Here is a 24820-nt window from a genome sequence, read left to right as displayed (position 1 = left end):
AATCCCTCTCCCAAGGGAGAGGGACTTTTCTCCCCTTCTCCCGTGGGAGAAGGGGCTGGGGGAAGAGGGCACAACCCAATCCCTCTCCCTAAATCCCTCTCCCAAGGGAGAGGGACTTTTCTCCCCTTCTCCCGTGGGAGAAGGGGCTGGGGGAAGAGGGCACAACCCAATCCCTCTCCCTAAATCCCTCTCCCAAGGGAGAGGGACTTTTCTCCCCTTCTCCCGTGGGAGAAGGGGCTGGGGGAAGAGGGCACACTGCTTGCCAAGCTAATAGTGCCAAAATGACACCATTTTGTTAGAGTGAAACCCAACGTATTTGTTGGGTTTTCGGCTGTCGCCGACATGCACGTTCCTCAACCCAACCTACGGGAAAATGGCGAAGGTATTGTTAGATGGGACAGGGCGATCGCACTCAAGAACACGGCCAGTTGCACGATCACAATACTGGGGCCGGAAGGGAGGTTAAATAGAGCCGAGAGAACAATGCCACCGAGAGCGCCGATCGCACCTACAACAGCAGAACCGATGGCATAAGTGGTGAAGTTGTGAGTCAGTAAACGAGCAGAACATGCGGGAATAACGATAAACGCGCTCACTAATAGGACTCCGATCGCCTTGATCGCAACGCCAACAACTAAGGAAAGGAGGACAATAAAGGCGGTACGATGGGACTGGACAGATACACCACGGGCGATCGCCATGGGTTCATGAAGGGTCACCATCATCTGGGTTCGCACAGTTAAACCAATAAATCCGATACAGATCAATAAGAGAACGGAGCTGAGGATCAGATCGAAGTTTTGCAGGGCTAAAATATCGCCAAAGAGTAAGTTATTGATGCCCCCTTTGTATTGCCCAATCAGGCTGAGGGTGATAATCGCAAGGGCTAAAGATGAAGAATAAACAATATTGAGTAAAGCATCCGTCCACAGTTGGGTACGCTCTAGAAACGTATTGACTACGAGGGCAAAAATAACGGCAAAGGGCAAAATTACAAATGATGGATTGAGTCCTAATAATAGCCCTAAACTTATTCCCAATAGGGCCGAGTGCCCTAGGGCATCACTAAAAAATGACAGTTGCCGCAAAATGGTAAAACTGCCCAAAAGTCCCCCCATAACTCCCATTAAGACTCCTCCCATAAGCGCCCGTTGCATAAAGGCAAATTGGAAGAGTTCGATCGCCCGTGATAGTTCTGTTTCTAATACCATGATGAATCCTTTCTTTTACTCTTGACTCTTTGGGCAAGAGTGATGATGGTGATAGCGAGCAAAGGCAGAACCGTAGGCGGCCATGAGGTTTTCGGTGCTGAGGGTAGTTTCGGGTGTGCCTTGACAGAGTAAAGTCCGGTTCAGACACAGGACGCGATCGCACTGTTTTTTTACCATATCTAAATCATGGGAAATTTGTAAAATTGCCCAATGATATTCTCGTTTGAGGTCTTCGAGCAGTTGATAAAATTCCGCTTCTCCACGGATATCTAACCCCGCAGGAGCTTCATCTAGAATGAGTAGTTTTCGCGGCCGGGCCAGACAATAGGCTAATAAGACTCGTTTGGTTTCGCCGCCAGAAAGTTGACTGATGGGTTTGTTTTTCAAATGCCAGGCATCAACCCGCGAAAGGCTCTCTCGGACAGCTTGGCGGCGCTCTCGATACCCTGACCAGGGCCATTGAACGCCGAGTTTATCCCAGCCTAAACCCACCAGTTCGGCGACGGTTAGGGGAATGCGGCGATCGAAGAGAAAGTTTTGGGGTAAATAGGCAATTTGTTGGCGAATGTGTGCCGGCAGTTTGCCTTGAGGCGTTAGGGGTTTTCCTAATATGGAAACATTGCCTGCTTTCCGGGGTAAAATGCCTAAAATGGCTTGAATGAGGGTACTTTTTCCGGCTCCATTGGGGCCGATGAGGGCGGTATCTGTACCAGGGGACAAGGTAAAGGATACGTCTCGCACGACCCCAGGGGTGCGATCGCGATCGACAATTAAGCCTTCAACTTCCAATACGGGTTCGCTCAAGCTCGATCTCCTGTATTCTGAGGCACTCTAGACTTTGGATAGAATGATTCTCATTTTAGAGCAAACGAGTCCAAAATACAAGGCGATCGGATGGGAGTTCTAACCGCAAGCATTTCAAGGTTGTCCTAATTTCCACTAATATGAATCACCAATTCCCGATGATGATTGCGACTGCGATGTTCCCATAGATAAATCCCTTGCCAAGTGCCTAACAGTAAGCGCCCTTGATGAATGGGAATTTGTTCTGAGGTTTTGGTTAAGACACTGCGGATATGGGCTGGCATATCATCGGGGCCTTCGGCATCATGAATATAGCTGATCCCATCTTCAGGCACTAATTTAGCAAAAAAATTAGCTAGATCGCGCAACACATCGGGATCGGCATTTTCTTGAATGACTAAACTGGCGGAAGTATGCCTTAAAAACAGGGTACATAACCCGGTTTGAATGCCAGATTCTTTGACCACTTGTTTAACTTGAGAGGTGATGGGGGAAAAGTTTTTTCCTGTGGTTTTGATCTGTAGTTGAGTTTGATGGTGAGTCATGGGGGGATAGGGGGATGGGGAAGATGCTCAATTATTGATGATCCATAAAATAGTCGATAATGGTTTGGGCGATCGCCTCACTGCCCATTTTATCCAATTGGGCATCGGTTTTGGGAGGGGTGGGCGCTTGGTGTAAAAAGCTCCAATCTCCCCTAAAAAAGGCTTCTGGATCAATAATCTGATGGTGGCCATACTCTTGTAATCCTGCCATTAAAACCGGTGTTTCGGCAAATCCATCTCGCGTTAAGGAAGCAACGGGAGTTCCTAAGCGCAAAGCTTCGGCAAAGGTACTATATCCAGGTTTAGAGATCAGGCGATCGCAAATGGGCATAAAATCGACGGGTCGATATTCAGTGCCCCTCACTTGCATCAAATTGGGCAGCTTGGGAGCCTGGGCATCGAAGGTAATAAACTGCCAATCGGGAAACGCTTTCAGGGTATCATAGGGAATCGCTTGCAGACTCAGCCCCCCAAACGTTAATAAAATCGTGCGTTCTTGGGGAGCGCAAATCTGTAACTGTTGGCGCAACTGCTCCGGAGTCCATCGGGGAATTCCTCCCGTTAACCCCACATCGACCATTTCTGGGAAGGCACTCATGGGTTCATGGATCGGCAGTCGAAACAGGCGATCGCACTGACGATAAGCGTTGCTAATCCAATCTGCTATTTCGATAAATTCTCCTCCCCAAGGGCGATAAATAAAATCCCAGCCAAAATTGCCCATCATCCAACAGGGAATTCCCGCACTATGGGCAATATCTACCGCTAAATGGGGTAAATCCGCCAACACTAAACCGACTTGATTTTGGCGAATAAAATTCACTTCTCCGGCAATAATTGACCGTTGATTTTGGCGAATCTCTTTCAGTTTTTCTAGAGTAGGTTCTTTATCCATTTTCAGGCTATCGGCTTGGATCACCCCCACATCAAACCCCCTGGGACGATGGATAAAGTCACCGGGAATATAGGACTCTAGCAACCATCGGGGAACGGTGCTGACGAGAATCAGGAGGATTTCTGGTTGCCGTTGGGCGATCGCCGCGGCCACTGAAGCCATCCTCACCGCATGACCAAAGCCATGATTGGTGATTGCCATATACAAAGCCGGTCTGGACATAGGTCAACCCATGAAAAAATTAAAATTAGAAATTAAACATGATTGCTGATTCTATCTTACGTCTCAGGGGGAGGATTTCAAACCGAGTGAGCCTAGGGGTTTTATTCAACCTCTGCTTAGGGGACTGGGGAAGGTAGGGAGTTTTCTTGGACAATGAACACGGAACAAGAAGCCCGATGAACCACATAATTACTGACACTTCCTAGAAGTACCTCGGTAACTCCATGTCGTCCCCGACGGCCCACAACAATTAAGTCCGCTCCCCAGGTCTTGGCCAGATCGCAGATCCAGCGTCCGGTGTCTCCCATTTTCCATTCCCACTCACAGGAAACACCCACTTCCTTGGCCCGATCGCAATAAGAAGTGAGCCATTGACGAGTCTGTTCGGTTTCTTCTGCCATCTGTTGCTGTACGGCTTGGGAGAAGTTGCTTAAAGTGTGGCCATAGGGGCCAACATAGGTGAATAGGCCGCTCTCTTCTAAGGCAAGACGGTGAAAGAGCATCATTTGGGCAGAAAACTGTTGAGCCAGAGCTAACCCTTTCTCAAAAACGATTTCTGCTTGAATGGAGCGATCGAGGGCCACTAAAATCTTTTGATAAACCATTTTTCAATCAGCATTTAAAAAGCTTCATTTAAATGATGGCACTCTTTCAGGTACAATACCAAGCATAAGCTACAAGAATTAACCGCTTACTTCTAGAAGCAGTGGAAAGGAAGCACGCAAAGAATTGAAGGAAGAACCAATGGCTAACCCGCAACTCCGTCTGATGATCCTGGCCTTTCCCCTTACAAGTTATGTTTTGATAGGACGGATCTTATTAGCGCTCATCGATCTGAGCGGTCACTTGAGTGCGAGGTTGTGGAATGGGGCGATGGGCGATCGGCGGCAGTACCCCTACACACTGAAGAAAGACCGAGGCTTGATCTTAGCCTTTCCCCTCATGTTTCCCTTGCTCTCGTTGTTGGCCCTGAGTTCTTTGCTCTGGTGTACAGTTTTGGTACTCTTGAAGGTGGCCAAGCGTGAGAGTCTCTTGGAGCAGGTGCAAAAAGTGCTACAAGATGAAGTGCTATTCATGATTGCACTACCGGCTGAGTGTTGCCAATGGTTCCAAGGAGTGCTAACGGACATTTTTGAGGGGATCGATGGCTTTATGGCTCCGGGAAAAGCAGCCGAGTTATCTGAAGTCGTTCCTGCTCCTGTGGCATCGGTTGCAGGACAAACTCCGGAACCCCAACCGTCTGTAGAAGCTTCTGCGGCTCCAGTTTATCCAACGAACCCGGATGTACCCTTACGTTCTGAAAGTGGTATCGATTATACTCGGTTGCGGGATTTACTGGCGGATCGTAAGTGGCAAGAGGGTAATGAAGAAACTCTCCATCTGATTTTGCGAGCCACTCGACGGGAAAGTGATGGTTGGTTAGATGCGCTGAATTTGGAGGAGTTGCCTTGTACGGAGTTAGAAACGATTAATCAGCTCTGGGTTGCTTATAGTAGTGGGCAGTTTGGCTTGAGCGTACAATGTCAGATTTATGAACAGGTGGGGGGAGAATACGGCCAATTCTGCGATCGCATTGGTTGGCGAACAGAGAGTCAATGGACAAAAGCAACAGATTTGAATTACACCGATAATGCGCCGGAAGGTCACTTGCCTTACCTGGGATCGGCGATCGGTTATTCCCTACTGATCCATAAACTCAAAAACTGTCAGATTGAATAGAAGCCGATTCTGAGGGTAGAAAAGAGTTTTGAATTCCCAAAACCCTGTGCAACAAGACTTTTGCCTAGCGCGAAGCGCTATATAATGCGGAAATATTACGTCGCCAGATGCATAGCTCAACTCAAAACAACCTATGGATGTTACCAACCTTGCTGCCCAGCTTAATTCTGGAGTCATATAATTAGCTTCCATGGTATTAATCCACTAACCAAGCAAACAATTGACCTACGGTTAACTGGAGTGAGGAAGCAAATGAAGGAATCGACTAAGAATAGTCTTTTTATGGTAGCGCTAAAAGAAGCTCTACACTCAATAAACCTATGGTGGGAGACGCGATCGCTATATAATGCTGAAATGTTACGTCGCCAGATGCATAGCTCAACTCAAAACAACCTATGGATGTTACCAACCTTGCTGCCCAGCTTAATGCTGGAGTCATATTACCAGAAGGAATTGTTATTCTAACCTTACTGGTCGTGCTGATTACAGACCTAATCGGTGGACGCAACGCCTCAAACTGGACTCCGTATATCGCGATCGCCGGATTACTCACCGCCGTTGTAGCTCTATTCCTACAATGGGATAACCCCAACCCCGTCGCCTTCTTTGGCGGATTTAACAGTGATGCCCTCAGCATCGTCTTCCGGGGCGTGATTGCCCTCTCTGCGGCGCTCACCATCCTCATGTCCGTCACCTATGTCAAAGAAACCGGAACCGCGTTAGGCGAGTTTCTCATGATTCTGCTCACCGCTACCATTGGGGGGATGTTCCTCTCTGGAGCAGATGAATTAGTCATGATCTTCGTCTCCCTAGAAACCCTCAGTATTGCTTCCTACTTGCTGACGGGATATATGAAACGCGATCCCCGCTCCAATGAAGCAGCCCTAAAATACCTGTTAATTGGAGCCTCAAGTTCGGCAGTCTTTCTCTATGGCAGTTCCTTACTCTATGGCTTATCCGGTGGAGAAACCCAATTAGGCGAAATAGCCCAAAGCTTTAGTCAAAATCCACAAAGTCCGGCGATCGGTCTCGTCATTTCCCTCGTCTTCATTATCGCCGGGATTGCCTTCAAAATCTCCGCCGTCCCCTTCCACCAATGGACACCCGACGTTTATGAAGGCTCCCCCACACCCGTGGTTGCCTTCCTCTCCGTCGGCTCCAAAGCGGCTGGCTTTGCCCTCGCCATTCGCCTACTCGTCACCGCTTTCCCCTCCGTCTCCGAGCAATGGCACTTTGTCTTTACCGCCCTTGCTATCTTCAGCCTCGTCTTAGGAAACGTAGTTGCCCTCGCCCAAACCAGCATGAAGCGGCTCTTGGCATACTCCTCCATCGCTCAAGCTGGTTTCGTCATGATTGGGTTCATCGCCGGAACCGAAGCCGGATATGCCAGCATGATTTTCTATCTCCTGGTGTACCTGTTCATGAACCTGGGCGGCTTCACCTGCGTGATCCTCTTCTCTCTGCGAACTGGAACCGACCAAATTAGTGAATATGCCGGTTTATATCAAAAAGACCCCTTACTTACCCTGGGATTAAGTCTGTGCCTCTTATCCCTCGGTGGTATTCCTCCCCTAGTCGGTTTCTTCGGCAAAATCTATCTCTTCTGGGCAGGTTGGCAAGCCGGTTTATATACCCTGGTTTTACTGGGATTAATCACTAGCGTCGTTTCCATTTACTACTACATCCGCGTCGTCAAAATGATGGTGGTTAAAGAACCCCATGAAATGTCTGAATCCGTGGAAAACTACCCCCCCATTCAATGGAATATTCCCGGCTTACGTCCATTACAAGTGGGTTTAATTGTCTCCCTGTTAGTCACTTCCCTAGGGGGCATTTTCTCCAATCCCTTGTTTACCCTAGCCAATGATGCGGTCATCAATACTCCCCTGTTGCAAGCTTCTACCCCTGCGGTGGAATCCATTGCCCAGTTAGACATGGCCGATTAGGAATTTACCCGATGATGATTGGCTTGAACCGCCTAGCCTCAGAGTTAGGCGGTTTTTCCATGCCTGGTTAAACTTGCTAAACTGGAAGGAGAATCCAGGATAGGAGGAACTTGCTGATGATTACCCTAATTTCTTTAGATTGCCCTTCAGTCGTTGCTATGACTATTGAGGGTAAAATTGAGCGCCAGGATATTGACCAAATTGGTCAAGAAATTGAACAGAAACTACAACAGCATTCTCGTCTAAAAGCCTATGTAGAGATTAAGAAATTCGGATGGATTACCCCAGATGCCCTGCTCGAAGACTTGAAAATTGGTTTTAATCATTTTAAGGATTTTGATAAAAAAGCTGTTGTCTGTGATGCCCCTTGGATTAAATCCTTGCTTCCGTTAGCGCGTCAACTGTTTCCTTCCTTAGAAGTGGCTTGTTTTTCTTGGGAAGAACAGGAACAAGCCCGTTTGTGGATTAAAGATTGAGTGTCCTTTAACCGGTCTGAAAAATATTTTTCACCATTCCTTTTTTCAATCCCGCAGCCGCTCGATCTAAGGCATCCACTTCCCCAGAGTTTAAGGACCAACCTAATGCGCCGATATTCTCCTGAGCTTGTCTCACTGTTTTAGCTCCAGGAATGGGAATTGCACCTTTGGCCATACACCAATTGAGAGCCACTTGAGAGGGCGTTTTTTGGCGAGTTTTAGCCACTGCTTGCAGACATGCTAAAACCGGTTTGACTTGGGGTAATAAGTCCCGAAATAATCCCTTACGCAGTCCTTGGGGTAATTGTCCAGATTCTGTATATTTTCCGGTTAATAGGCCTAATGCTAAGGGACTATAGGCAATCAGTTGGATGCCTAAATCATCACAGATGGCTTTAAGATTGAGTTGGGTGATGGGAGCGGTAGATAAGAGAGAATATTGTACCTGTAGGGTGAGAATGGGAACGCCTCTTTTTTGTAAGTGGTTGACCACTTTTTGTAATCGTTTGGGCCCGTAATTGGATAAGCCTACAGCTTTGACTTTTCCCTGTTGGTATAAGTCGGCTAATCCGTCTAAGAGGGCCCATTCTTGCCAAGGGGCATAATTCCCGGTAGACCAATGCATCTGTACTAAATCAATGGGCCGTTGGAAGCGTTGAGCCGAGGCTTCTGCGGCTTTGACCATGGAATTTTGGGTTAAGCGCCAAGGATAGGGGGCCAGTTTTGTGGCCAGACAAAGGCTATCGATATTGGCTGCCATGCAACCTTGGGCAAATTGTCCCAGGAGTTTTTCACTTTGGCCATTGAATTTACCGGTTCCGTAGGAATCTCCGGTATCAAAGAGGGTGATACCGTTGCCGACGCAGAGATTAAAGACCTTTTGCAATTCTCGATCCATGCTGGGGTCATATTCCCAGAGTAATCGATTGCCCCAGGCCCAGGTTCCGCATCCCATTTTGGGTAAAGATAAGGTGGAAGGGGTTGTCATTTTTTAGGGTAAAAGCTTACTGTTCTGATGGGTGGGGATCGCAGCGAATTTCGACTAAAAAACCGTCGGGATCGTAGAAGTAAATCCCTCGTCCGGTGGGGCGACTGACGGGGCCGTGATCGATCGCCACTTGATGATGGTGAAGGACAGCCACAGCGCGATCGAAGTCTTCTGGGGCGATGTCAAAGGCGAGATGGTTGGCGCGGGTAAATTGGGTTTTGGGATTGGGGTCTGGGGGGGATAATTCGGGTTCCCAGAAGAGGTCGATAATGATGCCGTCGGGGGTGCGGAAGTTGGCTACTTTTCCGGCAGCGACGAGGTTAATCAGGGTTTCGGGGACTTGATCGCCGGTGAGTTCTTCTAGTCCCAGAACTTGGCCCCAGAAGTGCCGGGAAGCGTCCATGTTTTTGACGTTGAGGGCGATATGATGGACGGTTTTGAGATGACCTGGAAGGAGGGCGGGGGAGTTCATGTTTAAATGGGTTGAGATAGTTTGATAGTTTAAAGGGTGAAAGATGGCTAGGGAATTATGTTAGAGCAGTTTAAGATTACTCGCGATCGCCTGTCCTTAGAGGAAGTGTATCATTTAGCTGAAGATCCCAGCAATGGGGCGATCGCCGTGATGAGCGGTATGGTTCGCAATCAAACTGAGGGTAAACCGGTCGTTGCCCTAGATTATCAAGCCTATGAACCCATGGCCCTCGCTATCTTTGAGCAAATTGCCCATCGCATTCATCAAACCTATCCTAGGGTCAATCGAGTGGTGATTCATCATCGGTTGGGCTATTTGTCCATTGGTGAAGTGAGTGTAATTATCGCCGTTGGCAGTCCCCACCGGGCGGAAGCGTTTGCCGCTTGTCAGTATGCCATTGATGCACTCAAGGAAGATGCCCCCATCTGGAAGCGGGAATGTTGGGCAGATGGGACACAAAGTTGGGTGAAACCTTCAGTTCGCCTTTAAGAAACCCGGCTTCTGGCTCAAAGTAGTGCCGTGACACAGCTAAAATAGTGCCTTAGCGTAGGGTAGGTTAGGCGGCTAAAACCTAGACTCTGACAGCAATCTATCAATCCGCCGTAACCCACCACTTTAGGGTTGTCACGGCAGTAGGATGATTTATTTCTCTTCTTAAACAGACTTTTTGAATTTGCAAGAAATACTAGGAGGAATGCCTAATTTCATATCAATAACCAAATCCCGGAGGATTTCAATATACACGCCTTCAAGTTTTTCATGAAAGCCTTTGGCCATCAATACGGCGTTTAGGGCAGCCACCAAGAGTGTATTGCTTTCATTTTCAGCAATGATGCGCTCAACGGTCTCATTGTTGATATTATCGATCGAGCCAATGAGAGTGGCATTAATTTCGGGTAGAATACCGGCTTCAATATGAAAGCTGTCCAGACTTAAACCCAGTTCTTCAGCTAAGGGCAAAAATTTGTTAAATTCATCAATCACTTCGTCAATTTTTTCCTGAGCTGCCCCCGTAAGTTCTGCGGCTTTTTCTTGGGCTTGATTTTTAAATTGGTCAAACATAACCTATCTCACTTGAAAATCAGAGAATCTTCTGTTTCTTATCATAAAAATCCAGCAAAGTCAAGAAAGAAAATCTTCAAAAAATTAGAGAAAAAATTGATTGAAGATCTAAGTCCAGCGACGGAAAAAGGTGGTTTCTTGCCAAGTATCAGCGCTGAGTCGTTCAATGGCTTGCAGTTCTGCTGAGGATAGGGGTTGAAAGGCTTGGGCAACTTTCACATTGTCTTCGAGTTGAGCCACACTTTCGGCCGCGACAATACAAGAATGAATTCCGGGTTGAGATAAAACATAACCGAGGGCTTGATCCATTCCGGTTAATCTTCCGGGTTGTAAGAGTTTGCCATAGGCGGGAATTTTCATGGCGACTACGCCCACGTTTTTTTGTTGGGCAACCGGTAAAACGGTGGGGATAAAGGGGCGGGGATGGTGTTTATCGGCGGCGTTAATGGAAACGAGGGTGGTGTCAAAGGGATAACGGTTTAAACCTTCGGCGATAATGGCGGGTTCATGGTGACCGGTGATGCCGCTAAAGCGGATTATGTTTTGGTCTTTGGCTTCTTCTAAGGCGGCGATCGCCCCATCGGGGGCAAAGATGCGATCGAGTTCTTCGGTAAAGGAGACGTGGTGAAATTGCCAGAGATCTAGATAGTCGGTTTGTAGGCGCTTCAAGGATTGCTCTAACTGCCGCCAAGCGCCATCGCGATCGCGAGCTGCGGTTTTGGTCGCTAGGAAGACCTGCGATCGATAGGGGGGTAAAACTTTGCCTAAATAGTTTTCACTAGGGCCATAGCTGGCGGCCGTATCAAAATAACGAATCCCTAACTCTAAGGCTCGCTCAATAATGGCGATCGCCTCTGACTCCCCCTGACTTGAGGAAAGGGGGGTTTTTCCCGCTCCTCCTAAGCCAAAAATCGGTAACTGCTCCCCTGTTTTACCCAAAATTCGCTTGGGTAAAGAGGTTTCTGAATTCCCCAAAACCAGGGGAGTACGGGAAGAAGAGCGATTTAGGGCGCTCAGGGTTGCGGCTAACGTGGCGATCGCGCTACTGATCAAGACAAATGTTCGTCGTTTCATTCCTTTACCTCTCTGCACCATCTGCTAAAATCTAGTATAATTTCAATAAAAGGTTCCATTTAGCATCTTTAGGGGCAAGTGACTCATACTTCAATCTGACTCTGCGATCTAATTCTATCGATTTCCTATTTACGGGACACAAGTGAGATGAAAATGAGTGCAGCTAGTCCATCAACCGCCAATCTTGAGCAAGTGATAGAGCGAATTTTTCAAACTCGCCAAATTTCTCGTGCTGACCAACAACGGTTTATGACCGCATTATTATCCAAAGATGACCTCAGTTTAGCGGATCAACGCCAAATCGATCGGGTGTTTGAAGGATTACGCCAAGGTCGTTTACGAGTGGTGGATTAAGATGAGGTTAATTGATTACTTTCTGCATGGCTCTAAACTTGAATGGATTGAGTTTAATCAATCCATGCAAAACCCAAATCATCAAAAACGAACCGGTCAGACCATAGGTCAAAATACAAACGGCTCCTAATGTGCCACTCAAGAGTAAGACAACCGGCACAAGTTTTAAGGGGGGTTTAGACCTTAAGCAAACTGTAACGACTTTATATAACAGATAAATAATTAAACTCACTAAAGCCAATAACCACCACTCTTGAGTCGAAACCCAGTCTGTTGGATGGGGAACCAATAAAATGCGGAAGATCAATTCTTCTACCGCGACGGGAACGAATAACATTCTTAATCCTTGCCAGAAATTGGGTGCAGATTCAGCCCCAACTCGCGAATATAACCCTACCTGATTCCAGGATTCCTGGAACGATTTTCCATTGACCCATTGCCAAAAACTATAACTCCAGACTACACCTAGAGCGATCGCCCCATACCCGCCTAACATTAAAATTAAAATGCCCCAATCTCGCCATTCAGGTCGAGCTAAGGAGAGTAAAACCCGACCTGCAAGAGTAGACACGATCGGAAATTGACCTAAAATTCCTGTCGGGGCAACCGGTTCTATAGTAGGATCGAGTCCACCGACTTGATTGGTGCGTAAAAACCAAAGTTGCGCTCCTTGGTCAAGAAACACTTTGGCCATGCGGTCATAAGCTGGACGTGGCAGTAAGGTTTGCCAACTTAACAGAGCATTTAATAAATCTTGATCGGTTACAAATCCATTACGAGCGTTGACCCCCGATAAAAACTGGGCGTTTTGTTTCCAATCTTCCCGAACAACGCCTTGAGGTGCAAGGGTTTTTTCGATGTTTTCTCCTAATTCTACTAATTCTGATAAACGTTGAGTTTGGGGGGCGTTGGGATGAGCGCGTAACCAGGTGACAATTTTGGGGTTGTTGAGGATTTGTTCTTTAATCTGCTCGATGGTAATGTAGAGGGCTTGACTGGAATCTTGTACACAGGAAGTGGCTGGAGTCACTTGTGCGACTCCGGTTCCGTCCCCGGTGCGATATCGAGCCATCATTACTTGCAGTTGTATCCAAAATTCGCGGATGGGCGAGATAATTTCACCGTCAAAATTGTAGTCTTGGGTTAAGGCATCGAGTTTGATGACTACATCGGAAACGGGCCGAGTGCCTAACCATCCCCATTGCAGATTTCCCATGTAATTTGTCCAGGTTTGGGTTCCGGAAATAATGCCGTTGGGATTATGGGCGTAAACTTGTTGATAGAGGATGTCAAATTTTAGCTCTTGGGTGAAGGGGTCGCGGACGACTTGGGCAATTCCATAAGCAAAATGACCGGTGACGGTTCCGGCGGTGATGGTTTCTCCGTTTTCTCCACCAATTCCGCCAAAGAGGTGCATGACGATCGCATAATCTCCTTCGTTCCAGTATTGCACGGCTTGTTCTGGACGAGTGGCGCTGGGGGAGAGGAGGATGCTTTGCGTTGTTCCTTTGCGCTGTTCGGTCTGTTTCCAGTTGTAATGTCGGATATAGTCGAGGCCGGTTTGGGTTTCGAGCAGGATATGGTCGGGATAGAGTTCAAAGAGCGATCGCGGCTTAATGCCTTGGACGATGAATTGTCCTTGTTTGTCCCTAGCTCCATAAATATACCAACCTTTATCGCCCGCAGGAGAGTTTTCAATACCCTGGGGAGTAGACAACCAGCGACCATTCTTATCTCTCGGTTGTTGAGGAATGCGGACGGTTCCCTCTGGGCCGTCAAACTCACCGGTTTCTGGGTTGTAGTGTTGGATTTTGTACTCTTGTGGGGGACAGGGTTGATTGTCTTCACAAGTTGAGGGAACAGGGCCTAGGATGTTCACTAATCCGTAAAAGCGTCCCGTGACTTGAATCGGTTCGAGAGCGGTTTGTAAAATGGCTGAATCTGGGCTGTTGGAGAGAAAGGTGACTTCATTCAGACGGACAATCAGATCATCTTGGGGACGCGCTCCGGCAAGGGATTGCAGGGGGCCGACTTGGGTACGACCATTGAGACGGGTGGGTATGACATTGCCGTTATGATGGCTTTTGAGGGCGCGATCGCTCAATTGTACATCTGTCGTCACCGTTTGCACATACTCAGCAATCCTGGGGTCATCCTGCCATTCTAAGCGCACCGTTTTCCCTTCCCAAGCTTTGGACTCTGGTGGCGTATGATACAGCTCAATCCAAGCCCAATCGGAAATTGACGAGGTGGGGGTGATGGTTTCTAAGTCTTCACGAGAGGGTAAAATTAACCGCCCTAACCATTCTCCCGTGCTGCGATAGTAGGGCGAGTCTATGGGTTGCACCGTGGGATAAAACCCAATTTGATTAAAGGGTGCTTCCAAACTCAGGGCATAACTAGAGGGTTGCGCCGAGTGAGAAGAGGCACTCAGCGCGACAAGAGCCACCGTCATTATACTCAAGAGTACCCGACCGAGCGATCGTTTTATGTTTGTTGTTCTGCGCTGACCCATTGGCGATTCTTTTGCACATCCTTGTCCCTTATCATAGGCAATATTGGAGTATCTCCCAAACCTTCGCCAAGGAAGAAACCCGGTTTCTACCCGTAGGGGCAGGTTAACCAATATCCCCCAATTCCCACCGATAACAGTGGTAAACCTGCCCCCAACCCTTCCCGGAATAGACAAGAAACCCGGTTAACGACTCCGTGCCCCACGGCGATCGCCATGCAGTAAACTTAAAGAAGTCGTCGCCAAAGTATTGGCAGCGCTCGCGAGTTTGATCTGGTCTTCATTACACCCAGGGTGGAAAGTAACAAAGATGCTCACGGTAGCGGAAATGGCGGCAGTGATAATAATGGGTTTCATGGGCTTAGTTGTCTGAATTCAACACCATCATGTTCTTCCACATCACCAATACGTTCCAGGCTTGTAGGGTATGAGTTTGGCTCTCTTGAAGTATGAGTTAGGTATGCGGTAATCTAAAAAGGTTAAGCTTGACTGCTGTAGCTGATGAAACTTAACCCCGAAGGAAAGGAACTGGTTGAATATGCTCTCAAGGATAAAGCATGGACACTAGATGATTTTACCAATCATAGTGAATTCCAAATTGCCACAATCAAGAAATTCAAAGGTGGGGGAAATGTTCGTGACAAGACATTTGTTAGTCTATGTGATGTCTTAGGCATCAATTGGGAGCTGGCATCAGGAACCAAAACCAGCTTCACAACAAACCCGACAAATCCCTTTATGCAGCGAGGGATGTTAACCAACCTTGATGAGATTTATGGACGGGAGCGCGAACTTCAGCAAGTCTTTGAGTTTCTCAACAGTAGGGCAAGTGTTGCCTTAATTGGAGGTGCGGGAATGGGAACCTCATCCCTATTGTGTGCAGTGGAACAGAAAGCGCCTGAAGCATTGCCCAATCGTAAGCCTGTGTACTTTAACATGAGAGAAATTATTGATCTTTCGGGCTATTATGCAGCCTTAGCAGATGCAGTCGGGAGTGATGCGGTAGAGCCGTTTCAAGTGCAGCGCGAAATCAAGAAACACAGACTTTTATTATTGCTTGATGAAGTAGAGCAGTTACGGGAAAATTGGTTTAATGATGGCGTGCGGGGACAGTTGCGAGCTTGGGCAAATCAGGGACAGAATTCACCCATTCGTCTGGTGGTGGCTGCTCATTGTCCCTTAACTGAGTTGTTTGAAGATAGTGGATTGGATTCACCCTTTGTTAATATTTGCCATGAGTTGTTACTGCAACCCTGGGATGAAACAATAATTCAGGCATTTATTGACCATCGATTAGCGGGGACAGAAGTACAATTTACAGCAGAGGAAATTGCAGACATTGTTACCCAGAGTCAGGGCATTCCTAGCGAAGTGGTGAAACAGTGTTATGACTGCTATCAAGCCTACCAAAATTAATTCCTAGAGTCATATATTTCGAGTATGAAAAAATCAGTCGAACCCCTACCTCGTTTAGACCTAGCACCTAAATTAAACCGCCCCTTATCCTTGTGGAATCCCTTGGATTATTTGCGATTGTTGTATTGGGTATTTTATTTTCCTCAAGCTATATGGTGTTACATAGATGAATTTGGATATGAAAAAGAATTTGATAAAAGAAAAAAATGGCAGCCTAATCTTTCGATTTTTCAAGGTCATAGTATTGAGATTAAGTTACTAATTCAGTCTTTTATTTTTCAAACATTTTTGATCTTATTGTCTGTTTTTATTCTGTCAAAAATAGGAATTGTTTTGAATGGATTATCTTTGCTTCTTGTCGTTACGTCTTTTTTTATATTTTACTTATTTTTAAGCTTATGGCTTGATGTGATTTTACAAGTTATGCTTAGTTTGTTTGTTTCTGTGTGGTTATTTTGTATACTGGCTTCATTATGGATGATTAATCCAATGATAACATCGAATGCAAAATTATTTTTTTTCTGTATACAATATGGCTTGTTTTTAGGCTGTTTCTACAATGTCTGTTCCGGTCTAAAATTAGGTCTTAATTTATATTTCAACAAATATCTGAGTAGGTATATAACAGACGAAGCAGCTATAGCGCCAAATCAAACTGGAGATTCAGAAAAACAAACCCTTGTTGGGCTAGTGGCTGTACTATCTTCTATCATAAAGACTAACTCATTAGCAATAGATCAAGTTAAGAAATATGCTGATAAAAATATAATATCAATCTACGGTATAACTAAAGAAATTCTGGATGGTATAGCCACTTCTGTAGTATTTGGACTGATATACAGTGTTATATTAGCCGTGATACATGGTGTAATATATGGCTTCATGCAAGGTATGATATCTGGTTGTATACTTATATCTTTAACTACTTTATTTTCCTTGCGCCCTGATAGTTGGTTACTCAGTATACTGATCAATTCATTTACGTTTCCAAATATAAGTTTGTTGTTTTCTCGAATTACTCCTTTACCTTTGCCTCATTTACAAGAATTTTTGAAACAGAGTTTACACTCCAATTGGGAAGAAGGACTGTATAACAGTAATGAACTCTTGAAATATAGTTTACAGGTTACCACTGTTATTGAATGTATCAATGAAGAACTAACTCAAATTCCGAAAGAAGAAATTATCGGTAAAATAGCACAGATTGACAACCGGAGCATCCTTCGTTTTTGCTCTGTATGTATTAATAACATACTAAAGAAACATTTCTGGGATAGTTTCTTTATCTTACCCAGAAGTGTTCGGGAACGACTCACTGCCAATCTTAATACAGATCTTCGGTTGGATTTACCCCATCACTCAATTGCCGCAGGATTTTATCTAATGTATTCACAGCAATTAAGTGAAGCTACTCTAGTTTTTGAAAAAAATTCACACATCCCGTATGGCAATCAAATATATACCCTAAGCTATGCACTTAACTTATGCAACCAAGCCACAGAATTTAAGCAAATTTCTTCACTTATCCTTCCTCCTTGCCCTGAAACAGAGCCTGAAAAACGCTTCCATCCAACAAGTTGGCAAGCTATCCAAGCATTTAACCGCGTCATCGAAGAAACTCAACTTATTGAGCGTAGTAGTAGCCGGGGAACTCGCGCCAAAGCCCTAGTTCGTGCCCAAGGAGAACTCCAACACATCATTAATAATATTGATCAACTTGCTCAACCTGAAGGGATGTTAATTATCTTAATCTTACAACGATGGTTGAGATTTGTTATTCAGATTGCCAGCGATATTGGCAATGTGGAAATTCTCGAACCCGTCCAAAACCCCTACACCATCGGCGACCCGGTAGAAGGTGACCGGTTTGTGGGTCGTGAGGACATCCTCCGGGAACTGGAAAGCCTCTGGCTCGGTGCAGCCAACCCCCCCTCTGTCCTCATCTACGGTCATCGCCGCATGGGGAAAAGCTCCATTCTCCGCAACCTCACGGGCGGTTCTGACCTCAAGCTGATTTACGTTAACCTGCAACTGCTCGGCTCCGTTACCCAGGGTATCAGTGAAGTCCTGCTGACCATTGCCGACGATATTGCCCAACATCTGGACATTGCCGCGCCTTCCGATGAAGCCTTTCTCACGTTTCCCCAACGCACATTTGAGCGCTACCTGCGAGATGTCCTTAAGCAACTGGACTGTCGCGCCCTGATTATTGCCCTGGATGAATTTGAGATTATCGAAGACCTCATCGAAGCGGGACAACTCACCCCCGACTTTATGGGTTACCTGCGGGGTCTGATGCAAATGGATAAGCGTCTAGCCTTTGCCCTGGCTGGACTGCACACCCTCGAAGAAATGACCCGCGACTATTTCCAACCCTTCTTTGGCAGCACCTACGCCCTCCGTGTCGGTTTCCTCAGCAGCGCCGCCACCCGGCAAATTCTGGAAAATCCCAGCGAGGACTTCCCCCTGGAATATCACCCGGATGCGGTGGATGAAATCTATCGCCTCACCCACGGTCAACCCTACCTGGTGCAACTGATAGGCTTTCAACTGGTGCGCCGTTTTAATGAGCTGATGTTTGAAACGCCTACGTTCATTTCGACTTCGCTCAATGAACGTATTTCAACTCCGCTCAATGAACGGAATGCCAGACTTACCTTAGAGGATGTGGCCGCTGTTACCGATATTACCCAAGGCGACCTGTTCCGCAATGGTCGCTACTACTTCGACGGCATCTGGAACCAAGCCAGCCAAGACCCACCAGGACAAACGGATATCCTGAAAGCCCTCGCCCCTCACCCCACCGGCCTAACAACGGAGCAACTCCAGTCCCAGTGTCCCCCTGTGCCCGACCTTACCGCCGCCCTAGAGACCCTGAAACGCCATGATGTGATTAATCAAACTGGTGAGCGATGGCAGATTCAAGTAGAACTCTGCCGCCGTTGGATAGCCACCCGCACTTAGGCGTGTCTTGACAGCTTGCGCTGTTACAGCGTTGATTCTCGTGGGAACCAGAAACCGGGTTTCTTCAATAACACGATCGCCAGAATCGTATAATGCCACGTAAATTGCAACAGAAAACCTGATTCTTGTAAGGTGATGCCTAAGTTGGGCATGGAGGAATAGTGACTCAGCAAGGGAGTGGTGAAATTAGCAGAAGATAACGGTTACGGATCAGAGGATACGTTTTGCTGAGTCTATGAAGCGCTACACTGGGAAACTCCTTCATAATGATAGAAACGAATCAGGAGAACTGCAACGCTTATGTTTCTAGATGACTATCGTCAACACGCCCAAGAACGCGCTGCTCTCGGTATCCCTCCCCTGCCTTTGGATGCCGCTCAAACCTCCGAGTTGTGCGAGATGCTCAAACAGCCGCAGGAGGAACTGAAAGAAGAACTGCTGATGTTATTACGCGATCGCGTGCCGCCAGGTGTGGATGAAGCGGCTTATGTGAAAGCCGGTTTCCTGACTGCTGTGGCGAAGGATGAGATCCAGTGTCCGCTCATTTCCCATCAGGGGGCGATCGACCTGCTGGGAACCATGGTGGGAGGATATAATGTGCGATCGCTCGTCGATATCCTCAAAAGCAATGATAACGGCATGGCCAGTGAAGCGGCTGGCGCTCTGAGTAAAATCACCCTGGTTTTTGATGCTTTTAATGAAGTTCTAGAACTCTCAGACGTGAACCCCTACGCCAAACAAGCGATCGACGCTTGGGCGAACGCCGTCTGGTTTATCCGCCGTCCCAAACTGGCTGAAGCCATCACCGTCACCGTCTTCAAAGTGCCCGGAGAAACCAACACAGATGACCTCTCCCCCGCACCCCATGCCACCACCCGCCCCGACATCCCCCTCCATGCCCTGGCTATGCTAGAGTCGCGGATGCCGGAAGGGTTGGAAACCATTGCCAAACTGAAAGAAAACGGCCATCCCGTCGCCTATGTCGGCGATGTTGTCGGAACCGGTTCCTCTCGCAAGTCTGCCATTAACTCCGTTCTCTGGCACATTGGCGACGATATCCCCTTTGTACCCAACAAGCGGGCAGGAGGATACATCCTCGGCGGTAAAATTGCCCCCATCTTCTTCAACACGGCTGAAGACTCTGGCGCACTGCCCATCGAATGCGATGTCAGCAAACTCAACACCGGCGATGTGATCACCATCCATCCCTACAAAGGGGAAATTACCAACCAAGCGGGAGAAGTCGTTTCCACCTTCACCCTCAAACCCGAAACCATTCTCGATGAAGTTCGTGCCGGTGGACGCATTCCCCTACTCATCGGACGCAGCTTAACCGATAAAACCCGTGAAGCCCTGGGGTATGAACCGAGTCCACTGTTCACCCGTCCCAGTCTGCCCAACGATACCGGTAAAGGGTTTACCCTGGCGCAAAAAATGGTGGGCAAAGCCTGCGGACTGCCCGGTGTGCGTCCCGGAACCTCCTGCGAACCAATCATGACCACCGTAGGTTCCCAGGATACCACCGGGCCGATGACGCGGGATGAGCTGAAAGAACTGGCCTGTTTGGGCTTTAATGCCGACCTCACTTTACAAACCTTCTGCCATACCGCCGCCTATCCCAAACCCGTAGACATCAAAACCCACAAGGACTTACCGGACTTCTTCTCCACTCGCGGAGGGGTTGCCCTGCGTCCGGGAGATGGCATCATCCACTCCTGGCTCAACCGGATGCTCTTACCGGACACCGTAGGCACGGGGGGCGACTCCCACACCCGTTTCCCCCTGGGTATTTCCTTCCCCGCAGGTTCCGGGTTGGTGGCGTTTGCGGCAGCTCTGGGGGTGATGCCCTTGGATATGCCAGAGTCCGTATTAGTCAAGTTTACCGGTGAGTTGCAACCGGGGGTTACCCTGCGGGATATCGTCAACGCCATTCCCTGGGTAGCCATGCAACAAGGTAAGCTCACTGTCGCCACCGAGAACAAGCAAAATGTGTTCAATGGTCGGGTGATGGAGATGGAGGGCTTACCGGACTTGAAGTTGGAGCAGGCGTTTGAGTTAACGGATGCCACGGCAGAGCGATCGTGTGCTGGCTCTACCATTAAGCTCAGTACAGAAACCGTGGCAGAATATCTGCGCTCTAATATTGTGCTGATGAAAAACATGATCGCCAGGGGCTATGAGGATGCGGTTACCTTGACTCGTCGTATTGCCAAAATGGAGCAATGGTTAGCGAACCCAGAGTTAATGTCAGCCGATGAAGATGCCGAATACGCTGATATTATCGAGGTCAACTTAAACGAGATCAAACAACCGATTGTGGCGGCTCCCAATGACCCGGATAATGTGAAGTTAATGAGCGAATGTTCCGGGGATAAAGTTGATGAGGTATTCATCGGTTCTTGTATGACCAATATCGGCCATTATCGGGCGGCGGCGAAGATTTTGGAAGGCGCAGGAACGGTCAAAGGTCGCCTGTGGATCTGTCCCCCAACCCGCATGGATGAACAACAGTTACGGGATGAAGGAGTGTACGGTATTTTCGCGGCTGCTGGTGCAAGAACGGAGATGCCGGGATGTTCCTTGTGCATGGGAAATCAAGCCCGCGTGGAAGATAATGCCACGGTTTTCTCAACCTCGACCCGTAATTTTAACAACCGCATGGGTAAAGGTGCGCGAGTCTATCTAGGCTCGGCCGAGTTGGCTGCCGTCTGCGCTCTTCTCGGTAAAATCCCCACTGTTGAGGAGTATTTAGATATTGTGGCTAAGAAGGTCGATCCATTCAAGGCTGAGTTGTACCGTTACCTGAACTTCAATGAGATTGAAGGTTTCGAGGATTTCGGTCGCGTCATTCCCGCCGATCAGATGCCGAAGTTAGAGGAGGCTGTAGTGTAGTAGTATAATTATTGAGGTGGGTCTTTTATGGACTCACCTTGATTGATCAAGATTATAATTTATGGTAAAAAGGTATTCAACAAGCATTAAAAAGGTTAGGGAAAAACTAATGCAATTAATTACTAAAAAAATTAGCACTCAAAATTCCACTTTAAATCAATTAATTATAGAATTACAGGAAGAATGTCAAAATGTTCTTTCTTTGATTAATCAATTACAACTTTCTGAGTTAAGCGATCGCCAAAAAGGTCAAATTTTATCAGAGTTATTAGTAACCTCAATTCATTTACATTCTCACTGTGATGAGGATTGGCAAAATTTAATTTCTGATGAGTTAGAATCTTTAACTGATGATGAAAATTAAGGCTGAGTTGTACCGTTACCTGAATTTCAATGAAATTGAAGGTTTCTAGGATTTTGGTCGCGTCATTCCCGCCGATCAAATGCCGAAGCTAGAAGAGGCTGTAGTGTAGTATAATGGTTAGGGTGAGCCGGATGACGGCTCACCTTCAAAATTCAGATATCTGTTGATTAAATCTTAAGTATACATATTTTATGTCTAATATTCCAACAATTGAATCGAAAAATTTGAGTATTGCAGACTTGTTTCAAGATTTTTATACTGTACCTAATTTTCAGCGTGAATATGTTTGGAAGGAAGATAACGTAAAAAAATTACTTGAAGATTTATTTGAAGGATTAGGACTATATGAATATGAAAGCTCTAATCAGTTCTCGGAATATTTTTTAGGTTCTATTGTTGTTTGTCCAGATAGAACTGATGATAAAAAAACATTTCAGTTAATCGATGGACAACAAAGATTAACTACAGTTTATTTGATTTTTTGCGCCATTAGAGACTGTATTAAAGAATTAGGAGATGAATCAAGAGTAACTGAAAACTTAATCAAAGGTTTTGCTCAAGATATGAACACAGGTGAGGATATTGATAAATATAGATTGTCTCTACAATATGATAGCTTAGGGCAAAAAATACTGGATTGTATTTTAGAAGGAGATAAGTATGAACAATCCTTACTTAAATCTTCACAATCTGCTCAAAACATAGATAAAGCATGGAAACTCATCAAAAATTTCTTGAATGATAACTTAGAAGCTAACTCTAAAAAATTCAAAGAAGCTTGTTCATTTATTGCTAATCGAACTAAGTTGATTAGAATAGAAAGTCCAAATCTTAAAAATGCCCTTAAGGTTTTTGAGACCATTAATGAAAGAGGAATCGGACTGAATCCTGTAGATTTACTAAAAAATTATTTGTTTATTCATACTTCTAACGGCAATAACTATAATCGAGACTGGAGTAGCTTAACTAAAAAATGGCAAGAATTTCTTACAATACTCTCTCAACATAAGCAAGAACCTTTATCATTTATGCGATATTACTTAATGTCTCATTATCCAGTTAACTTGTCTAATACTTTTCCAGAAGAAGAAATTTATGATTGGTTTCTTGAAAACCAAGAAAAACATGAAATACAGAAAAATCCAATAAAATTCATTGAAACTTTAACGTTGGCTGCTGAACACTATTGTAAATTTACAATAGCTAAAAATATTGATAATTCTGACAATTATCACTTAAAAAATCTTGCTCAAATCCAGGGACGTTCCAAACAACAATTAATATTATTATTAAGCGGACGTTTTTTAAGAATAGATCTTTTTAATAAATTATCCTTGTATCTTGAAAACTTATTTTTTGTTTACGCTATTACAAGAAAAACTAGACGCAAAGATTTTAATTTGGGTCGTGAGTTTGCGCGTTGGTCAAAACACTTAAGATTGGTGAAGACGAGTGAGGAACTAGATTCTTTTATTGAAAAATACTTTATTCCTGAACTTAATTCTTTAAAAGACGATTTTAGGCAATCTTTGCTTCAACTATCTGAATCTAATTTAGCGAAATATCGTCTTCGCTATATTTTAGCTAAAATTTCACAATTTGTTGAAAAAACAGCATATGGAAATAGTAAAGAATTAGGATTTTATCTTGATAAGAATATTACCATTGAACATATACTACCACAATCTAGGAAGAATTTAAAATCACAAAAACTAGGAAATTTAACTTTGTTAGAAAAAACAATTAATAGTTCTATTTCTGACAATGATTATGATGATAAATTATCGGGATATCAGCAATCTCAAATTTTAATAACTCGTTCTTTATCGGAAATTCCTCATGTTGGTAACGATACACAGCTAAATCGTGCTATGAGTCAGCTTGGTTTAGTTAATTTCAAAGTATGGGATGATTCTTCTATTGATCAACGCCAAGAAATGTTGGTAAATATCGCTATGAAAGTTTGGGGACTAGATATTTAGTCGGGGAAGTTGCTGTTCTGATCGCCTAAACCGTTGCACTGACTGGGATAGGGAGAATGGGGAGGGGGGTGTGGGGGCGATCTCTTATCCAAGAGAGGCTAAACTCAATGTTTATAATTCTGACCAATTCTCTAAACTCAAACCTTCAACTCTGGCTAAATCCGTATCATTAGAAACCATAATCAAATTCTTAACCATTGCACTCGCTGCAATTAAAACATCTTCAGTTTGTATCGGTAAACCCCTTAATCTCAAATTAGCATGAATTTCAGCAGCTTTCTCTAATATAGCTAAATCATCTAAGAAAATAATTTGATAATCTTGGCAAATTTGATTAAAGCGTTCCCGTTGTTTAGGAGCATCAACAGCCAGGAAGCCTCTCCTGACTTCAAAATAAGTAATGCAACTAAAATTAATTTTTCTTCTTTGAAATTTTAGTCCTTCTAGTTTAGCTTTTATTTTCAAATTATCTTTGACAGCTAAAGAAATAATATTGGTGTCTAATAAATAACTCATAAGTCTACTACTTTCGTTTTATCGCTTCATCAAAGATAGCCATTTGCTCAGGAGTAAAATCTTGACCAATTTTTGACAAAAGTTCTGTAGCCATAACAAAACTACAATGTTCTTTTAACTCAGCATCTGGCATACTATCAAATTCTTCAAAGCTTAAGTTATCTTGAGCAAGTTTAACTAAAAGTTGAATCATTTCTGAATCATTAAGATCTTCTTGGAATAAAGGGCGTTCTTCCATCAAAATCGAAACTACATCCCCAATTCTCTTGACTATCGATTCTTGTCTCAGCTCTGTGGATAACATGATACTTACCTCCATGCAGTTTGGATTAAGATAGTCTCATCATAACCTAAAATAGTGTTTCATGAGCCAGAAACTCGGAAGTTTACGGAATTCGCGATCGCC

General features: G+C 45.5%; 23 protein-coding genes. 10 read left to right on the top strand and 13 right to left on the bottom strand.

Annotated elements, in window-relative coordinates; all coding sequences use genetic code 11:
- Window positions 1-353: 353 nt before the first annotated feature.
- From PMG25_RS03415 to PMG25_RS03395, 5 genes are all read right to left on the bottom strand, one after another.
- On the bottom strand, window positions 354-1211 hold the full coding sequence (locus PMG25_RS03415) for a metal ABC transporter permease (protein WP_283765509.1): 858 nt from the start codon (window positions 1209-1211) through the stop codon (window positions 354-356).
- A 15-nt stretch (window positions 1212-1226) separates the two neighbouring features.
- The gene (locus tag PMG25_RS03410; protein WP_283765508.1) at window positions 1227-2015 is read right to left on the bottom strand and encodes a metal ABC transporter ATP-binding protein; all 789 of its coding nucleotides are present in this window, start codon (window positions 2013-2015) and stop codon (window positions 1227-1229) included.
- A gap of 125 nt (window positions 2016-2140) precedes the next feature.
- Window positions 2141-2560, bottom strand: coding sequence for a secondary thiamine-phosphate synthase enzyme YjbQ (locus PMG25_RS03405; RefSeq protein WP_283765507.1), 420 nt, complete (start codon window positions 2558-2560; stop codon window positions 2141-2143).
- 31 nt (window positions 2561-2591) lie between these two features.
- Window positions 2592-3677: a glycosyltransferase family protein gene (locus PMG25_RS03400; RefSeq protein WP_283765506.1), complete on the bottom strand. Its 1086-nt coding sequence runs from the start codon at window positions 3675-3677 to the stop codon at window positions 2592-2594.
- A 116-nt stretch (window positions 3678-3793) separates the two neighbouring features.
- Window positions 3794-4282, bottom strand: coding sequence for a universal stress protein (locus PMG25_RS03395; RefSeq protein WP_283765505.1), 489 nt, complete (start codon window positions 4280-4282; stop codon window positions 3794-3796).
- Window positions 4283-4421: 139 nt separating this feature from the next.
- Between PMG25_RS03395 and PMG25_RS03390 the strand changes: the two genes are divergently transcribed.
- From PMG25_RS03390 to PMG25_RS03380, 3 genes are all read left to right on the top strand, one after another.
- On the top strand, window positions 4422-5396 hold the full coding sequence (locus PMG25_RS03390; RefSeq protein WP_283765504.1) for a GUN4 domain-containing protein: 975 nt from the start codon (window positions 4422-4424) through the stop codon (window positions 5394-5396).
- Between the two features lie 395 nt (window positions 5397-5791).
- A complete protein-coding gene (locus tag PMG25_RS03385; RefSeq protein WP_283765503.1) occupies window positions 5792-7342 on the top strand; it encodes an NAD(P)H-quinone oxidoreductase subunit N in 1551 nt (516 codons plus the stop codon).
- 116 nt (window positions 7343-7458) lie between these two features.
- Complete coding sequence (locus PMG25_RS03380) at window positions 7459-7818, top strand: SpoIIAA family protein (protein WP_283765502.1); 360 nt, start codon at window positions 7459-7461, stop codon at window positions 7816-7818.
- A 7-nt stretch (window positions 7819-7825) separates the two neighbouring features.
- On the opposite strand, the gene PMG25_RS03375 is transcribed toward PMG25_RS03380, so the two are convergent.
- Complete coding sequence (locus PMG25_RS03375; protein WP_283765501.1) at window positions 7826-8806, bottom strand: aldo/keto reductase; 981 nt, start codon at window positions 8804-8806, stop codon at window positions 7826-7828.
- A 16-nt stretch (window positions 8807-8822) separates the two neighbouring features.
- Window positions 8823-9278 carry a VOC family protein gene (locus PMG25_RS03370; RefSeq protein WP_283765500.1) on the bottom strand — a complete coding sequence of 152 codons (456 nt, stop codon included), beginning with the start codon at window positions 9276-9278 and terminating at the stop codon, window positions 8823-8825.
- Window positions 9279-9335: 57 nt separating this feature from the next.
- On the opposite strand from PMG25_RS03370, the gene PMG25_RS03365 reads away from it, so the two are divergent.
- Complete coding sequence (locus PMG25_RS03365) at window positions 9336-9767, top strand: molybdenum cofactor biosynthesis protein MoaE (protein ID WP_283765499.1); 432 nt, start codon at window positions 9336-9338, stop codon at window positions 9765-9767.
- Window positions 9768-9932: 165 nt separating this feature from the next.
- Here PMG25_RS03365 and PMG25_RS03360 read toward each other — a convergent pair whose 3' ends face one another.
- Together PMG25_RS03360 and PMG25_RS03355 are read right to left on the bottom strand one after the other, a co-directional pair.
- On the bottom strand, window positions 9933-10340 hold the full coding sequence (locus tag PMG25_RS03360; RefSeq protein WP_283765498.1) for a hypothetical protein: 408 nt from the start codon (window positions 10338-10340) through the stop codon (window positions 9933-9935).
- Window positions 10341-10448: 108 nt separating this feature from the next.
- A complete protein-coding gene (locus tag PMG25_RS03355; RefSeq protein WP_283765497.1) occupies window positions 10449-11414 on the bottom strand; it encodes an aldo/keto reductase in 966 nt (321 codons plus the stop codon).
- A gap of 147 nt (window positions 11415-11561) precedes the next feature.
- On the opposite strand from PMG25_RS03355, the gene PMG25_RS03350 reads away from it, so the two are divergent.
- Window positions 11562-11768 (top strand): hypothetical protein, encoded by a 207-nt coding sequence (locus PMG25_RS03350; RefSeq protein ID WP_283765496.1) that lies wholly within the window; start codon window positions 11562-11564, stop codon window positions 11766-11768.
- Window positions 11769-11775: 7 nt separating this feature from the next.
- On the opposite strand, the gene PMG25_RS03345 is transcribed toward PMG25_RS03350, so the two are convergent.
- Entirely contained in the window at window positions 11776-14283 is a 2508-nt protein-coding gene (locus tag PMG25_RS03345) for a CPBP family glutamic-type intramembrane protease (RefSeq protein WP_283765495.1), read from the bottom strand.
- 183 nt (window positions 14284-14466) lie between these two features.
- Entirely contained in the window at window positions 14467-14637 is a 171-nt protein-coding gene (locus tag PMG25_RS03340; RefSeq protein WP_283765494.1) for a hypothetical protein, read from the bottom strand.
- A gap of 144 nt (window positions 14638-14781) precedes the next feature.
- On the opposite strand from PMG25_RS03340, the gene PMG25_RS03335 reads away from it, so the two are divergent.
- The 5 genes from PMG25_RS03335 to PMG25_RS03315 all read left to right on the top strand — a co-directional run bounded on the left by PMG25_RS03335 (window position 14782) and on the right by PMG25_RS03315 (window position 23898).
- Window positions 14782-15696, top strand: coding sequence for an ATP-binding protein (locus tag PMG25_RS03335; protein ID WP_283765493.1), 915 nt, complete (start codon window positions 14782-14784; stop codon window positions 15694-15696).
- A gap of 1029 nt (window positions 15697-16725) precedes the next feature.
- Window positions 16726-18660 carry an ATP-binding protein gene (locus PMG25_RS03330; protein WP_283765492.1) on the top strand — a complete coding sequence of 645 codons (1935 nt, stop codon included), beginning with the start codon at window positions 16726-16728 and terminating at the stop codon, window positions 18658-18660.
- 300 nt (window positions 18661-18960) lie between these two features.
- Entirely contained in the window at window positions 18961-21552 is a 2592-nt protein-coding gene (gene acnB / locus PMG25_RS03325; protein WP_283765491.1) for a bifunctional aconitate hydratase 2/2-methylisocitrate dehydratase, read from the top strand.
- A gap of 109 nt (window positions 21553-21661) precedes the next feature.
- The gene (locus tag PMG25_RS03320; protein ID WP_347178734.1) at window positions 21662-21916 is read left to right on the top strand and encodes a hypothetical protein; all 255 of its coding nucleotides are present in this window, start codon (window positions 21662-21664) and stop codon (window positions 21914-21916) included.
- Between the two features lie 191 nt (window positions 21917-22107).
- Window positions 22108-23898 (top strand): DUF262 domain-containing protein, encoded by a 1791-nt coding sequence (locus tag PMG25_RS03315; protein WP_283755858.1) that lies wholly within the window; start codon window positions 22108-22110, stop codon window positions 23896-23898.
- A gap of 111 nt (window positions 23899-24009) precedes the next feature.
- Here the strand turns inward: PMG25_RS03315 and PMG25_RS03310 are convergent, their stop codons facing one another.
- Both PMG25_RS03310 and PMG25_RS03305 read right to left on the bottom strand, forming a co-directional pair.
- Window positions 24010-24414, bottom strand: a complete 405-nt coding sequence (locus PMG25_RS03310) for a type II toxin-antitoxin system VapC family toxin (protein WP_283765489.1) — start codon at window positions 24412-24414, stop codon at window positions 24010-24012.
- A 7-nt stretch (window positions 24415-24421) separates the two neighbouring features.
- Window positions 24422-24718, bottom strand: a complete 297-nt coding sequence (locus tag PMG25_RS03305) for a hypothetical protein (RefSeq protein ID WP_283755854.1) — start codon at window positions 24716-24718, stop codon at window positions 24422-24424.
- Window positions 24719-24820: the final 102 nt, after the last annotated feature.

Origin of the sequence: Roseofilum capinflatum BLCC-M114, assembly GCF_030068505.1 — a bacterium.
GTDB classification, from domain to species: domain Bacteria; phylum Cyanobacteriota; class Cyanobacteriia; order Cyanobacteriales; family Desertifilaceae; genus Roseofilum; species Roseofilum capinflatum.
The sequence above is the reverse complement of the archived record's forward strand: the minus strand, read 5'-3'. Positions and strand labels throughout refer to the sequence as shown.

Coding starts and splice junctions, on each gene's coding strand:
- PMG25_RS03415 (WP_283765509.1), bottom strand. CDS start 1,211: ATGGTATTAGAAACAGAACTATCACGGGCGATCGAACTCTTCCAATTT.
- PMG25_RS03405 (WP_283765507.1), bottom strand. CDS start 2,560: ATGACTCACCATCAAACTCAACTACAGATCAAAACCACAGGAAAAAAC.
- PMG25_RS03400 (WP_283765506.1), bottom strand. CDS start 3,677: ATGTCCAGACCGGCTTTGTATATGGCAATCACCAATCATGGCTTTGGT.
- PMG25_RS03395 (WP_283765505.1), bottom strand. CDS start 4,282: ATGGTTTATCAAAAGATTTTAGTGGCCCTCGATCGCTCCATTCAAGCA.
- PMG25_RS03390 (WP_283765504.1), top strand. CDS start 4,422: ATGGCTAACCCGCAACTCCGTCTGATGATCCTGGCCTTTCCCCTTACA.
- PMG25_RS03385 (WP_283765503.1), top strand. CDS start 5,792: ATGGATGTTACCAACCTTGCTGCCCAGCTTAATGCTGGAGTCATATTA.
- PMG25_RS03380 (WP_283765502.1), top strand. CDS start 7,459: ATGATTACCCTAATTTCTTTAGATTGCCCTTCAGTCGTTGCTATGACT.
- PMG25_RS03375 (WP_283765501.1), bottom strand. CDS start 8,806: ATGACAACCCCTTCCACCTTATCTTTACCCAAAATGGGATGCGGAACC.
- PMG25_RS03370 (WP_283765500.1), bottom strand. CDS start 9,278: ATGAACTCCCCCGCCCTCCTTCCAGGTCATCTCAAAACCGTCCATCAT.
- PMG25_RS03365 (WP_283765499.1), top strand. CDS start 9,336: ATGTTAGAGCAGTTTAAGATTACTCGCGATCGCCTGTCCTTAGAGGAA.
- PMG25_RS03360 (WP_283765498.1), bottom strand. CDS start 10,340: ATGTTTGACCAATTTAAAAATCAAGCCCAAGAAAAAGCCGCAGAACTT.
- PMG25_RS03355 (WP_283765497.1), bottom strand. CDS start 11,414: ATGAAACGACGAACATTTGTCTTGATCAGTAGCGCGATCGCCACGTTA.
- PMG25_RS03350 (WP_283765496.1), top strand. CDS start 11,562: ATGAAAATGAGTGCAGCTAGTCCATCAACCGCCAATCTTGAGCAAGTG.
- PMG25_RS03345 (WP_283765495.1), bottom strand. CDS start 14,283: ATGGGTCAGCGCAGAACAACAAACATAAAACGATCGCTCGGTCGGGTA.
- PMG25_RS03340 (WP_283765494.1), bottom strand. CDS start 14,637: ATGAAACCCATTATTATCACTGCCGCCATTTCCGCTACCGTGAGCATC.
- PMG25_RS03335 (WP_283765493.1), top strand. CDS start 14,782: ATGAAACTTAACCCCGAAGGAAAGGAACTGGTTGAATATGCTCTCAAG.
- acnB (WP_283765491.1), top strand. CDS start 18,961: ATGTTTCTAGATGACTATCGTCAACACGCCCAAGAACGCGCTGCTCTC.
- PMG25_RS03320 (WP_347178734.1), top strand. CDS start 21,662: ATGCAATTAATTACTAAAAAAATTAGCACTCAAAATTCCACTTTAAAT.
- PMG25_RS03315 (WP_283755858.1), top strand. CDS start 22,108: ATGTCTAATATTCCAACAATTGAATCGAAAAATTTGAGTATTGCAGAC.
- PMG25_RS03310 (WP_283765489.1), bottom strand. CDS start 24,414: ATGAGTTATTTATTAGACACCAATATTATTTCTTTAGCTGTCAAAGAT.
- PMG25_RS03305 (WP_283755854.1), bottom strand. CDS start 24,718: ATGTTATCCACAGAGCTGAGACAAGAATCGATAGTCAAGAGAATTGGG.